The sequence below is a fragment of the Bacillus thuringiensis genome (genome assembly GCF_001182785.1).
GTDB classification, from domain to species: domain Bacteria; phylum Bacillota; class Bacilli; order Bacillales; family Bacillaceae_G; genus Bacillus_A; species Bacillus_A thuringiensis_S.
In genome coordinates this window covers 2314667-2328524 of record NZ_CP012099.1, presented here as the reverse complement: position 1 = coordinate 2328524, position 13858 = coordinate 2314667, and the positions used below count along the sequence as shown (strand labels likewise).

Here is a 13858-nt window from a genome sequence, read left to right as displayed (position 1 = left end):
GAAGAAAAGGACAGAATAAGATTCTGTCCTTATTTACTAAAATAACTATGATGTATTGTTAAATTATATACATTTTCAAAATCTCGATCTTGCAGGTTATTTTTCTTTCCATCAATAATAATGAAAACGTCACTTACTATTTTTGCTGGTATAATCCCGACATTTTCTACTTGCACCGCTTTCTGCTCATTCAATTGCTCGATATGTTCTAACGGAACGATAATACTAAATTGCGAGCGAATACCCCGAAAGTTTGTATTTAATTCTTTCGCGGCTTCAAAAACAACAATTTTCGCACCAATCTTTTCCCCATATGAATCTAAAAATGCATTTAAGCTCTTTGTATATTCCTCTTCTGTATGCCATTCCATCGTACCGAATACTGATGGGTTAACATTTTGAATAATTGTCGTGTATATTTCTCCTCTCGCTTTAGATGCAATTAATGATCGTTTTATTGATTGAACTGTCTTGCCAATATCGGTAAATTTCGCACCCCATATTTCTGAAATATTAGGTGTTAAAATGAACGCAATATCAACAAAAATAACCATTGCAGTAAACATCAAAAGATTTTTCCAGAGGGTTAAGTCGATTCCTTTTATCATGAAATACACAGTGACAGATATGATAAACAAACCATACCAAGTCTTTCTAATACGTTGCTTCTTCTCCTCGTACAACTCTTCATTTTTCCAATAAAAGAAAACAAGGACTACAAAGACAATCGCTAAAACAAATAAGCCAATTCGAATGTTAGAGATCATTAATCACATCACCCTCCATTCAAAAACTACTCACGATATCATTACATGCGCAAGCTGCTCTCTTTATGACAAAAGACGTGGACAAGCTTCTAAATTTAGCTACATCGCATATATATTAGAAGGTGCCACGTCTTTTATCCTGCTATTTGTGGGCAATAAGACCCCCACTGATTAAAGTTTTACTTTACCATGAGTCTACATTGTATATGTAGACAAGCATCCATTTCAAATTTTCGTATTAAAAAGAAATATGTTTCGGAATTTCCCCTTCAGGTACTTCTCCATCCATACTTAAATAATAATGACGAATCGGACGTAAATCTTCATCTAATTCATAAACAAGCGGAATGCTAGTTGGAATATTTAATGAAACTACACCATCACTTGAAAGGTTATCTAAGTATTTTACTAGCGAGCGAATTGTGTTACCGTGTGATGAAATAATTACTTTATTACCACTTTTTAATGTCGGCGCAATTTCTGAATGCCAATAAGCAAGTACTCTCTTCTCCGTATCCTCTAAACATTCAGTTAATGGGAATTCACCTTTTTTGAGTGTTTTATATCTTGGATCATTCGCTTCATATCGAGAATCGTCTTCAGTAAGAGCCGGTGGTCTTACATCAACACTTCTTCTCCAAATATGAACTTGCTCCTCACCATATTTTTGAGCAGTTTCATCTTTATTCAACCCTTGCAATGCACCATAATGCCTTTCATTTAGCTTCCAAGATTTATGTATTGGGACCCAAGTAAGATCCATCTCATGAAGTACAATCCATAACGTCCGAATTGCGCGTTTTAATACAGATGTATAAGCCACATCAAAAGTATATCCGTTTTTCTTTAATATTGCTCCTGCTTCTCTCGCTTCACTTAATCCGTTCTCTGATAAATCAACATCTGTCCATCCAGTAAAGCGATTTTCAAGATTCCATAAACTTTGTCCGTGACGAATAAGTACAAGTTTTATCATTATAATTCCCCTTTCGGAAATGTGAATTTTATTGTTCCATTGCGTACACGTATAAAGTATCTAGTAATGTATCTTTTTATCCATTCACTCTATGACCAAACGATAGTTGCCAAATGTATGGATAAAATTTGTTCTTTTTCAAACGATAAAAACAGAAGTTTTTTCATTATTTTTGATCGACTGGTATTTCCCGTTTTGATACCCAAGCATCAAAACCTGATCGGCTATTTGCCATTTCATTCATAACTTGGTGCCAATTGTCCTCACATGATTCACCAAATTTTGAAAAAATAGCACCCATTTGTTGTCTTTGTACATCACTCAGTTTTTTCTCTAAATCTGCACCTTTTTCTGTTAAAGACAACTGTTTTACACGTCGATCATGCATAGCCTCATTACTCTCAATTAAGCCCTTTTCCACAAGTTGACGTAACGGTCCGTGAAGAGCTTGTTTACTTATTTCTAATAGTGATAATAACTCATTTACACTTATCCCTGGAAAACGTGCGATAAAAAATAAAATTCGATGATGTACTCGTTGAATGCCATATTCTTTTATAATTTCATCTGGCTTTTCAGTAAATGTTTTATATGCAAAATAAAATAATGCTAATGCCTCATTCATCTGTTCTTCTTTATGTTGTGTCATCTACTTTCCCCCTGTATGTAAATTATACCACAATCTAGTAATGAATATTTTAATCAACGCATTAGAACTTGTTCAGTCTATTGAAACATTCATTGCATAATTAGGAGCTGATTCATTTGAAAAAACAATACACTGTAAGTACATATTTATTGGATAGACTACACGAATTAGGAATTGAACATATATTTGGGGTTCCTGGTGATTATAATCTTGCCTTTTTAGATGATGTGGTAGCACATGAAAATTTAAAGTGGATTGGCAATTGTAATGAATTAAATGCTGCATATGCAGCAGATGGGTATGCTCGCATAATAGGAATCGCTGCTCTTATTACTACTTTCGGTGTTGGAGAATTAAGCGCTATTAACGGTATTGCTGGCTCATATGCGGAAAACGTGCCAGTTATAAAAATCACGGGTACGCCACCAACAAAAGTAATGGAAAATGGAGCAATCGTCCATCATACGTTAGGAGATGGAAAGTTCGATCACTTTTCCAATATGTATCGAGAAATCACTGTGGCACAAACAAATGTAACACCTGAGCATGCTGCTGAGGAAATTGACCGTGTTTTACGCGCATGTTGGAATGAAAAACGCCCGGTTCATATTAATTTGCCGATTGATGTGTATAATAAACCAATTAATAAACCTACAGAACCAATTTTATATAAACCGATTTTAAGTAATAAAGAAGCGTTGGATAAAATGCTTCTACATGCCACTTCAATAATAAATAACGCCAAAAAACCTGTAATTTTAGCTGATTTTGAAGTAGATCGATTTCACGCTAAAGAAAATTTACATCAATTCGTAGAAATAACTGGGTTTCCCATCGCGACGTTAAGTATGGGAAAAGGAATATTCCCAGAAAAACACCCTCAATTTATAGGGATTTATACTGGTGATGTAAGTTCTCCGTACTTGAGAAAAAGAATTGATGAATCTGATTGTATTATTAGTATTGGTGTGAAGTTAACTGATACTATTACAGGCGGCTTCACACAAGGTTTTACAAAAGAACAAGTTATAGAAATTCATCCCTACACTGTGAAAATTATAGATAAAAAATACGGTCCAGTTGTAATGCAGGATGTTTTACAACATTTAAGTGATTCAATTGAGCATCGTAATAAAGATACCCTTGACGTTAAGCCATTTATTTTAGAATCATCACCTTTTACTGAAGAGTTCATTCCAAAAGCACAAATGGTCACACAAAAACGTTTTTGGCAGCAAATGTACCATTTCTTACAAGAAAACGACGTCTTAATTGTAGAGCAAGGAACACCTTTCTTTGGTAGTGCTGCTATCCCTCTACCTAATAACACTGCATATGTAGGACAACCGTTATGGGGATCTATCGGATATACACTGCCCGCTCTACTTGGTACACAGCTCGCCAATTTATCATGGCGCAACATTTTAATTATTGGTGATGGTTCTTTCCAAGTAACTGCCCAAGAGTTATCAACTATACTACGTCAAAATTTAAAACCGATTATATTTTTAATCAATAACAACGGATACACTGTTGAACGTGCCATTCACGGACAAAACCAATCATATAATGACATACAGATGTGGGATTACAATAAACTATCAATGGTATTTGGATCAGAAGAAAAAAGTCTAACATTTAAAGTAGAAAATGAAGCAGAATTAGCAGAAGTCTTAACAAATATAACTTTTAATAAGAATCAACTTATCTTTATTGAAGTTATAATGAGCCAAAGCGATCAACCTGAATTGTTAGCTAAACTCGGGAAAAGATTCGGTCAGCAAAATTCTTAATATAGAAGCATAACCTAATTATACAATTAGTAGTGTAAAACTTGTTTTGAGAATAGTTTCGACACTCAAAATACATAAGGAAAAGGATGGAAAGCGCCATCCTTTTCTATTTTAAGAGCATTCTTCGACTAACGCCCCGTATGACAAGCAAAAATTCTTAATCCATCTTTAACTTTATAGCTTTTGTCGCAATAAATGTTTTAATATGCTTATCTAATATCCTTGTCCCACCAAAATCATCCTCATAAAAACCTGTTATAGCAAAACCAGCTTCAATTTGGCCTTGGATTTGGTCTTCTAAAGTATGCGCATATTCTATTGTTTGATTTGAATCGATGTAATCTTGAACTTCATCCTCTGGTAAATAATCCAATGTTGATGAAGGAATTGAATGTTTAACATCAAGAATACCTTTTTGTTCTTGGTTATCATCAAAGATCCATAGTAACGGATTTGTAAATCCAGCAATAAGAATACCTTTATTCTTTAAAACCCTAGAAACTTCATTCCATACAAGATGAACATCTTTTACAAACAAATTAGAGACAGGATTTACTACAATATCAAAATATTCATCCTCAAAATCACCAAGGTCTGACATATCTCCTTGTACGGTTTTTAAAGACAAACCATCCCTTTTTGCTACCTTTTCATCTTGTTCCAATTGCTTCTTAGATATATCAGTTACTGTTACATCTGCTCCAGCAGCAGCTAGAACAGGTGCTTGTTGTCCACCACCTGATGCTAAGCAAAGTATCTTTAATCCATCTAATGACTTTGGAAACCACTCTCTAGGAACTGATTTTTCCGTAGTGACTGTAATCTCCCATTCACCTGATTTGCTTTTCTCAACAATCTCGCTACTTACAGGCTGCGTGTATCTAGAACCTTCTTCAACCTTCTTATCCCATGCATTGCTGTTTTTGTTGTGTAGTATCCATCGCGATTAGTCCTCCTAACGATCTAGTTGCATTCAATGTGTAAGCTTAATGCTTTCCTTTTTCTATTAACCTGCCTGATAGTTCATACATAGTTGTCTATATTTACATTAACAGATAAATGCAAATAATTACCAAATAATTCTAAAAAGACAAAGAATTACACATCTATTCCATTCATTTAAACTAATCGTAGAATTGGTAAGTTTTAAACAACTCACTTCCACATAAAAAAAGCATTCCAAATCTGTTAACAGTTGGAACGCTTTTTTATGTTATTTCATTTTTCAAGCTTTTAACTAAATCCTTTAAACAAATAAGCTATGATTTTTCTTTTTTATTCAGCAAGAGTTAACTGCCAAGATACACCATACTTATCATTTAACCAGCCAAACTTTTTACTAAACGGATAAGAACCTAAAGGCATAAGAATTGCTCCACCCTGCGCTAGTTTATGAAAGACCGTTTCAATTTCTTCTTCTGTCTCACAAGTTACATAAAGAGACATAGCTGGAGTGAATGTAAAATTATGATTTACATAACTATCAATACACATAAACTCTTGGCCATTTAGCGTAAAAGTTGCATGAATTACAGTTCCCTCTTTACCAGGTCCATTTTCATCGTAGCGAGAAATACTTACAATTTCTGATTGATCAAATAGCGAAGTATAAAAATTCATCGCTTCCTCAGCTTTGCCCTCAAACATTAAAAACGTAGTAATTTTTTGATTTGCGTTACTCATATGGAGACAGCCCCTTGTTATGTATTTATGTAAAACATACGTCACTCAAAAACCGAACGTATATTCCTATGAATATATTGTCTATAAAAACGATGAGTTTGTCAATTATCTACTTTATTATTTCTTCTTAAATAATGCTGTCCAAAGAAATGATTCTCCAAACATTTCATTCGGTTGTTTCATTTGTTTCATCCTTCTAATCTCAATTACCTCAAATTCTTTAATATCTCTCTTAACTTTTCTTCCGAGTATGCAAGACCACCTTGTAGACTCCATCCTCTATATACATCCCAATCTGTTATTTCTGATCCATTTCGCTCATCTAAATCGCCTGCCGCAAAACATGTTAATCCGAAATAACCACCCGATTTTAATGAGTTTTTAATTAAATCCACATAATTTATTCTTCTATGCGGTGGAATGTGATGCAAACAACCCGAATCGTATACAAAATCAAATTCGTTTTGAACCTCTAAATTAAAAATCGAATCACAAATAAAATGAATTTCTACCTCTTTTGCCAATGCCCTTTCTTTAGCCCAATTAATGCCTTCTACAGATAAATCCACTGCTGTTACATCAAATCCTTGAGTCGCTAAATAAATGGCATTTCTACCTGGACCACATCCAAGTTCTAATACCTCCCCTTTTAAAACTCTCTCTTTTTGTATATACGAAACTAGATTCTCATCTGGAACATTTTCAAAAAACGGAACATCCTTTTCTCTATTCTCATAAAACTCATTCCAAAAGGGTTCAGCAGGTCTTAATAATGAATCAAGCATTTTTAAAATGTCTTCTTGTGTGTGTAACGTTTCAGTTTTCATTTTTACCCTCCATATTTTAATAGTCAGAAAATTATTATATATCTTTTTGAACTTTCAAACAAAGAAAAAACTCCTACTATTTGTATTGGCTTACTTATCCTATACTTTGAAAATGAATCTATTAATACAGCGATGAATTGGAGTTCTACCGACCCAATATTTTTTTTACTGATATTAACAGCTTGGACCTGTATTGGTGGCCTTATAGGAATGAATACGCCAACTACTGCGAAAACAACGCTTAGAAGTATAATTACAATCACACTTACATTGTTCTTACTTTTGTACTTAATATTAATAATGTGTTTTTAGTATCTTTAATCGCATCATAATTATTAAATTCATTTTTTTGATTTAAATAGAATAAAACTCAATATTCCGTTAATACTGTATATGACATTAGATTTTCTCCTTGTTCCCCCTTGGAGAACCGAGCAGTTAGCGTTTGCTAGCTGCTCTTTTATTTTCTGCAATTGGTTACACTTACCTGATGTTTTTAGCGTAATATTAAGTTAAGATATATAAGAATAAAATATATTTGGCTGTTATACCATTACCCTAGGAAACTAGGGTTTTAATTTCCATAAAATCAAATTTTTGTTAAAAACAATATACTTACCAAATATTGTTTTTGTTTAAAATAACTGCTCTAAATAAATTAGATGCATTTACCAGTATGTTTACCACAACATTCATGTTAAAATCCCTTGTGAGTACGACACAACTCGACCTTATGAAGCCTTACAGCCATTATAGTGGGGCTCTTTTTTTAATTGAATTAACACTTTTGTTTAATTTTCTAACTTTTCCCCACTTTACACCCTTAAATTCATATATAATAATTAATATAGTTGTAGCATTTTGTTATTAGGAGGTGTAATTATGTCATTTGCAGCATGGAGTGCAATTTTTATGACTTTGATCGGAGCAATGTCCGGAGCAATATTTGGTACAATCTCTTCTAAAAATAAGAGCAAAAGTAGGAACTAAAAAACCTAATATTAAAAGTTAATATCTATTTCAGTACCAGCTGATACGCCCTTGACATTTCAGCTGGCATTTTCTATTTAAATAAGAATTTTATTAAAAACTTATATGGATATATTATCCAATACAAAATTAATATATTATTATTGTTAGTAATACTAACAATAATAATGATTTTGTTATACATTTGTTTCGGAATAAGTGCAGTTTTTAGATTAATAAAGGAATTTCAAAAGCCACAGAAAAAACAGTTCTTGATTTTAGTTGATTCTCTAATTTTGATAGGAGCAATATTTTTAATGGCTAGTTTCTTTGTCTAAATTACATAAAAAAACTCCCAGTGAGTGAAACAGCTAGCAAAAGCTAACTGCTTTTTAATTACAATTACTAGTTTGTTTAAATTCACCTTAATTCATATCAAGTTTTCTTAACATTCTCATTAATAACCTTATAATATAATTAAGCTATTTGTATGAGAGGTGATTATTATGAACTGGAAACAAAAATACAATCCAAAATATTTCTTTTACCGAATGTATAGTTATATTTATAAAGCCCTTGATAATATATCATGGTCCTTAAAATAAAGCTTTTGTTCACTTTTGTTGATACATTTACGAAACATTCATGTGTTATCTTCATTAAGTTCTTTTCTTTTATAATGTCGTGTGAGATATACCAACAGAGTAAGCCCTAGCCCCCCTAATCCTAGGGCTTTTTTTATAAGAATTTTATACATTTTATTATTTCCAGTAAACTTTTCAAATTGTATATACATAATATAAAATTTTTATGTTGTTATATTTTTTGATGGCCTCTTATCTTTCCATAAAAGGCCCTTTTTTCAAATAACACTTTTGTTTAATTTATATTTAAAAAGTTCCTTTTCATAAAGACTTCCCTTATATGCTATACTCATTCTTAAATAATTGTATAAGGAATGTTAAAAATGGATGATAGATCGTCAAGACAATGGAAATTGCGACAAAAGTTAAGAGCACTGAAAACAAAAAACAGAAATGATACAAACCCTTTGTTTAATGAATGCCTTGAATCCCTAGGAAACGAAACTCTCATTTTCTCCCAAGAAAAAAGCCAGCAGATTGCTACTATTTTAATGAATTTATTTCCTATAACTGTCTCGGGAAGAATAGATTGGGAACAGATAGATAATCAATTCATAGCTTCGAACAAAGAACAACTAATTTCCCTTATTAGAGCAAACCAACTAGATTTTGATGAACAGATTTTTATAATATGGGATAACTATGAAATCCCTGTAGTAAGTACAAATCTTGATAAAGTATTCCAATCACTAGTTGACGTTGATGCAGTCAGTTTTTATTACTGGCTATTAGATAAAGAATATAGATTCGTAATTGAAATAAATAATGAAGAATTGATTAGGGTTGGATTTCGCTAATACTCTAAGCATATGAAGCTAGTTCCCTTCATTCGATAATATTTTCTTCGTCACCACCGCTATTATTATCATTATGAAACTAATAGCAAATATAGGTAAATAAATTTTCGTACTGAATCCTTCAAACATAAAACCATATACGACTTGCCCAATTGGTGCCATACATTGAGATACCGCTGTTATAATTGCCATTACTTTTCCTAGATTTTCATTTGGTGTTTTCTTTTGGACTACAGTAATCACATAGATGGATACAATTGTCATAATCATTGCGATTAGAAGAGAAGAAAGTATAAAGAGGATAAATGGTGGATAGTATCCTAAATTAAGAGTAAACGGTGTAACTGATAGTGCCACTGGTATTACTAATAAAGCTATGATAAGCATCCAATTATATAATGTTTTCATCTGTAACTTTTTAGCAAAGAAACCGATTGACAATGCACCTAATATAGTTGCAAAATCAATTAATCCCATTCCAATTCCATACATCGTATCGCTACTCTGCATAGTTACTCGTAATATAATAGGTCCTCCAACAACAAATAACGGTGTCAAAATTAAGTTTAGTAAAGCTGCAAGTAACATAGCCTTCAAAATAAAAGGTTGCTTTAAAACATAAAGAAAACCTTCTTTCATATCTTTTACAATTATCGGTACGATATGGCCTTCCTGTATTCTTTTTATAAATGGTATTGTAATAAACATTTCTAAAATTGCAGATAAAAAGAAAGCGAGACAACTTATTATTACGAGCATTTTCAAACCAATTATGCCGTATAATATTCCTCCTAGTACAGGTGCAACTATATTAGATAATGCTTGCACACCATTTACGATACCGTTTGCTTGTTCTAACTTTTTCTCTGGAACTAATTGAGGAATACTCGCCATTACAACTGGTGCGTACATTGCACTAACGACTGCTAGTAAAAACATAATTGTTCCAATCAATAAAATAGATACTGATTCAGTTAATAACAAAACTATAAAACTTAATACAATAGCAGCGTTTATAAAATCAAAAATGACCATTACATTACGGCGGTTGAAACGATCTGCTATTGCTCCGCCAAGAGGTGCTAGCAGAAACGGAATACTCGTTACCGCATATAACTCTGCGAATATATCTGCACGCCCTGTTATATCTAGCACATATAGTGAGAGAGCAAAACGTAATAGTGTTGAACCTAAAATAGTAATAATTTGACCACTTACCATTAAGTGAAAATCTTTCAAGGAAGATTGAATACTTGCTGGCATCCTCGTCACATCCTTCATTTAACCTAGACCGACTGTCGGTCGATAATACTCAAACAGAAAATCACTATTTCTGTTTAATTAAAACTTCCATCATATAATTAAAAGATCCCTCTTTCGCTCCGACAGATGCTTCCATCATTTTGATATAAGCTTTAGCTCTGTTTATCATTTCTTCAGGTTTCCACTGGAATAAACCATCATCAAATATGACTTGCGCTGAGGAAATTAACAGTTCAATCGTTTCTTGTGGGTATGAGGTACAAAATATGCCTTCTTCTATTCCTTGCTCTAAAACTTCTGTTAATACAGGAGATAAATGTATAATGGACTGCACTAAACTTTTCTGATGCATTTCTGCATTATTTGGTTGATGGAATTGTTCAATCATTTTTTCTTTTACATCTCCCGATTTTGGTGATTGTTCCATTAAAATTTTAAATAACTTATCTAAAACTGGAATATCGGGATTGGAGACAATCCTTTTCGCCTTAGTGACATCCTCTTTAATAATCCTCATAATGATTTCATCCATTACTTCCTCCTTCGACTTAAAATAATGATAAAACGTCCCCTTTGCTATACCAATTTCTTTTAAAATGTCATTCACGGTTGTTTTCGTATAGCCTTTCGTAAGAAACAAACGCTCAGCTATTTCTAAAATTTCCTTTCTACGCTCCTCATACTCCTTTACAATTCGCATTCAAGTTCTCCTTCTCACTAGACCGACTGTCGGTCTATTAAAATTATATGTTTAGTTTGCAAAAAGTTTCCTATTATCGTACATATACAACACCATACTTTCTATTTCCTTTATGGATTTTTTAAAATATTTTAATACGGTGAATGAAATTTCAAGAATTACTCTTTAACACCTCCCTTGTACTTGTATCGACTTCTTTGTATAAAAAAAGAGCCGCAACGCTTTGCGACTCTTTGACAATAATACCTATTTAACGGCCACGTCGTTGCTGACCTTGCTTTGTACTACCTTTTTTATTACTTGACTTATTAAATGATCGGTTGTTTTCATTTCTCGAACTATTTCTTGAATCATTTCTTGAGCTATTTCTAGAATCACGTCTTGATTCACTTCTTGAACCTTCGCGGCTATCTCTTTGACGATTTTGACCTGATTTCTTCGGAGCCGGCTTTGGTACCGGTTTTCCATTTTCATCTACACGTTTTATCTTCGGTTGTTCGATTATTTCTCTTTGTATTGGTGCACCAAGCGTTTTTTCAATTTCTTCTAAATGTTTTTCATCTTTCGCTGCAACGAACGTAATTGCAAGACCTGATCCACCTGCACGTCCTGTTCGGCCAATGCGGTGAATATAACTTTCTACATCTTCAGGGATATCAAAGTTAAATACGTGCGTTACACCATCTACATCAAGTCCACGAGCTGCTACATCCGTTGCGATTAAGTACTGAATTTTAGCTTCGCGGAAACTCTTCATAACTCTTTCACGTTTCGCTTGAGGTATATCACCATGAAGTTCAGCACAATTATAACCTAGTCCTTTTAAATTATCATAAAGCTTACTTGCTCTAACCTTTGTACGACAGAAAATAACTGCTAAAAATGGCTGATCACGATCCATAACAAAACGAAGTGCATCTGGCTTTGCACGATCTGTCGTCTCAATGACACGCTGCTCAATTGTATCTACCGTTACTTCTTCACTTTGTACTTGAATCATTTGCGGCTCATCCATATAACGCTTCGCCAATTTTTTAATATCTTTTGGCATCGTTGCTGAGAATAACATCGTTTGTTTACTACCAGGTGTCTCATCTAAAATATCTTCAATATCATATAAGAAACCGAAATAAAGCATTTGATCCGCTTCATCTAGTACAATCGTTGAAAGATTACTTAAATCAATTGTTTCACGTCGTATATGATCTAATAATCTTCCTGGTGTTGCAACAACAATATGTGTATTACCTTTTAATTTTCTCAACTGTTGTGCTACATCTTGCCCACCATAAATCGCTAGTACATTAATATCTTCTCTTTGAACAAGCATTTTTTTAATTTCAGTTGTAATTTGCAGGGCTAGTTCCCTTGTTGGTGCAACAATTAAAGCCTGAACATCACTAGACTCTGGATCGATTTTTTCTAAAATCGGTAACACGAATGCTAACGTTTTACCCGTTCCTGTTTTCGCCTGCCCAATAATATCTTTACCTGACATAATAACAGGGATTGCCTGCTCTTGAATTGGTGTTGCTTCTGTAATTCCATTTTCACGTAATGTATGATTAAAAGTTTCACTAATTCCTAATTCTAAAAAGTTTTTCAAATAGACCACTTCTTTTCCTTATTTTTCACATTAGCTTTCATTGTACCATTTGTTTCGCCAAATATGAAAAATAAAAAAATTCTTATCTTCTTTTTTTATATTCATCCTGTACTAGATGAACAAATTCTTTTTGCTTTTTCTCAGATTTTATTAATGCTTCCATGTTAGTAGAAGACAAAATGAACTTCTTAATTTTTCTATTACTCCAAATTAAACTTGTATACTTTGTATCTTCGTGTAGCCTTCGAAACCACTCAAATTCACTTAATTTGGAAATATGATGTTTTAATTTCATGTCATTTCGAGGATAAAATAAAATTATACCCATTATTACATCAAGCAATAAACTCATCTTCTCCCCCCTATACATATATATTTCAAATTTACGGAAATATAGTTATAGGGTGATGGAATTGAACACTACATTCATAAAGATATTTTGCATATTTTTCTTACTATATTTTCAATCGACCTCAATTATTATGGCAAAATCTCGAACAAATGTGATAAGTGAATTTAAACAAGCTTTACTCAAAAATGATAAAAAATTAATGCAGTCATATGTAACAGAAGGAGTTGAACTACCTACTTTCCAAAAGGAAAAACCTATTCATGAAATTAAAATAGTACCATCTCCAAAAGAAGATACTACAATTCTTATTTCTTATTTCAAAGGCACTAATGATGAATTTACTATCGGCTTCATTTTAAAAATAGTAACAAAAAATAATAAAATATCTCAAATCAATCAAATTTATGATGACAATCCACTTATGAAAGAAGCTACTATCGTAAAAGAATATGAAATGAAGTGTAAGGAACATATACTTACTCCTACAAAATTCCCGTTCGAAATTCACGAATTTCAAGGGTACATCTATAACGATTACTTAAACCTCCAATACTACAATGAAGATATTAATGGGATTTTCAAAATCACTGTTTCACCAGTTCAAAATAAATTAGGCTTCTATGTACATAGGAGAGCTAAGTTCTACAGCTTAAAAAATAATATAAAAGCATTATATAATCCTCATTTCGATTCAGCATATAAGCTTATCTTTCAGCAGAATGGTTTTCAATATACAATTGCAATTGGTAACAAACGCTATATACAAGGAAAATATAACGTAAAGGATTTAATTCAAATTGCAGAATCTATGAATTAAAAAACCAATCTTTTC

The 13858-nt window shown here is 32.6% G+C and carries 11 protein-coding genes and 2 pseudogenes; 3 read left to right on the top strand and 10 right to left on the bottom strand.

Annotated elements, in window-relative coordinates; genetic code table 11:
• Positions 1-29: 29 nt before the first annotated feature.
• From AC241_RS12125 to AC241_RS12115, 3 genes are all read right to left on the bottom strand, one after another.
• The gene (locus AC241_RS12125; RefSeq protein WP_016081623.1) at positions 30-767 is read right to left on the bottom strand and encodes a type II toxin-antitoxin system SpoIISA family toxin; all 738 of its coding nucleotides are present in this window, start codon (positions 765-767) and stop codon (positions 30-32) included.
• A 238-nt stretch (positions 768-1005) separates the two neighbouring features.
• Positions 1006-1743, bottom strand: coding sequence for a 2,3-diphosphoglycerate-dependent phosphoglycerate mutase (gpmA, locus tag AC241_RS12120; protein ID WP_016081624.1), 738 nt, complete (start codon positions 1741-1743; stop codon positions 1006-1008).
• Positions 1744-1909: 166 nt separating this feature from the next.
• Positions 1910-2392 (bottom strand): MarR family winged helix-turn-helix transcriptional regulator, encoded by a 483-nt coding sequence (locus tag AC241_RS12115; protein ID WP_016081625.1) that lies wholly within the window; start codon positions 2390-2392, stop codon positions 1910-1912.
• Between the two features lie 107 nt (positions 2393-2499).
• Here AC241_RS12115 and AC241_RS12110 point away from each other — a divergent pair, with 107 nt between their 5' ends.
• Entirely contained in the window at positions 2500-4185 is a 1686-nt protein-coding gene (locus AC241_RS12110) for an alpha-keto acid decarboxylase family protein (protein WP_080990779.1), read from the top strand.
• Between the two features lie 157 nt (positions 4186-4342).
• Here AC241_RS12110 and AC241_RS12105 read toward each other — a convergent pair.
• The 3 genes and pseudogenes from AC241_RS12105 to AC241_RS12095 form a co-directional block, all read right to left on the bottom strand.
• Positions 4343-5126: pseudogene (locus tag AC241_RS12105) on the bottom strand (class I SAM-dependent methyltransferase).
• 334 nt (positions 5127-5460) lie between these two features.
• Positions 5461-5868 carry a VOC family protein gene (locus AC241_RS12100; protein ID WP_016081628.1) on the bottom strand — a complete coding sequence of 136 codons (408 nt, stop codon included), beginning with the start codon at positions 5866-5868 and terminating at the stop codon, positions 5461-5463.
• 117 nt (positions 5869-5985) lie between these two features.
• A pseudogene (locus AC241_RS12095) lies at positions 5986-6695 on the bottom strand (class I SAM-dependent methyltransferase).
• A gap of 1936 nt (positions 6696-8631) precedes the next feature.
• On the opposite strand from AC241_RS12095, the gene AC241_RS12085 reads away from it, so the two are divergent.
• Positions 8632-9105 carry a CDI toxin immunity protein gene (locus tag AC241_RS12085; RefSeq protein ID WP_050843597.1) on the top strand — a complete coding sequence of 158 codons (474 nt, stop codon included), beginning with the start codon at positions 8632-8634 and terminating at the stop codon, positions 9103-9105.
• A gap of 18 nt (positions 9106-9123) precedes the next feature.
• Here AC241_RS12085 and AC241_RS12080 read toward each other — a convergent pair whose 3' ends face one another.
• From AC241_RS12080 to AC241_RS12065, 4 genes are all read right to left on the bottom strand, one after another.
• Entirely contained in the window at positions 9124-10368 is a 1245-nt protein-coding gene (locus AC241_RS12080) for an MFS transporter (protein ID WP_016081631.1), read from the bottom strand.
• Positions 10369-10432: 64 nt separating this feature from the next.
• Positions 10433-11068 (bottom strand): TetR/AcrR family transcriptional regulator, encoded by a 636-nt coding sequence (locus tag AC241_RS12075; protein ID WP_016081632.1) that lies wholly within the window; start codon positions 11066-11068, stop codon positions 10433-10435.
• Between the two features lie 250 nt (positions 11069-11318).
• Complete coding sequence (locus AC241_RS12070; protein WP_050843595.1) at positions 11319-12683, bottom strand: DEAD/DEAH box helicase; 1365 nt, start codon at positions 12681-12683, stop codon at positions 11319-11321.
• A 73-nt stretch (positions 12684-12756) separates the two neighbouring features.
• Entirely contained in the window at positions 12757-13026 is a 270-nt protein-coding gene (locus AC241_RS12065) for a hypothetical protein (protein ID WP_050843593.1), read from the bottom strand.
• A gap of 55 nt (positions 13027-13081) precedes the next feature.
• Here AC241_RS12065 and AC241_RS12060 point away from each other — a divergent pair, with 55 nt between their 5' ends.
• Complete coding sequence (locus tag AC241_RS12060) at positions 13082-13843, top strand: hypothetical protein (protein ID WP_080990777.1); 762 nt, start codon at positions 13082-13084, stop codon at positions 13841-13843.
• The last annotated feature ends 15 nt before the right edge of the window (positions 13844-13858 follow it).

What these genes read in the sequence shown, in the direction of transcription:
- AC241_RS12115 (WP_016081625.1), bottom strand. Translation starts at nt 2,392, where the DNA reads ATGACACAACATAAAGAAGAACAGATGAATGAGGCATTAGCATTATTT.
- AC241_RS12065 (WP_050843593.1), bottom strand. Translation starts at nt 13,026, where the DNA reads ATGAGTTTATTGCTTGATGTAATAATGGGTATAATTTTATTTTATCCT.
- AC241_RS12080 (WP_016081631.1), bottom strand. Translation starts at nt 10,368, where the DNA reads ATGCCAGCAAGTATTCAATCTTCCTTGAAAGATTTTCACTTAATGGTA.
- AC241_RS12100 (WP_016081628.1), bottom strand. Translation starts at nt 5,868, where the DNA reads ATGAGTAACGCAAATCAAAAAATTACTACGTTTTTAATGTTTGAGGGC.
- AC241_RS12060 (WP_080990777.1), top strand. Translation starts at nt 13,082, where the DNA reads ATGGAATTGAACACTACATTCATAAAGATATTTTGCATATTTTTCTTA.
- gpmA (WP_016081624.1), bottom strand. Translation starts at nt 1,743, where the DNA reads ATGATAAAACTTGTACTTATTCGTCACGGACAAAGTTTATGGAATCTT.
- AC241_RS12085 (WP_050843597.1), top strand. Translation starts at nt 8,632, where the DNA reads ATGGATGATAGATCGTCAAGACAATGGAAATTGCGACAAAAGTTAAGA.
- AC241_RS12125 (WP_016081623.1), bottom strand. Translation starts at nt 767, where the DNA reads ATGATCTCTAACATTCGAATTGGCTTATTTGTTTTAGCGATTGTCTTT.
- AC241_RS12075 (WP_016081632.1), bottom strand. Translation starts at nt 11,068, where the DNA reads ATGCGAATTGTAAAGGAGTATGAGGAGCGTAGAAAGGAAATTTTAGAA.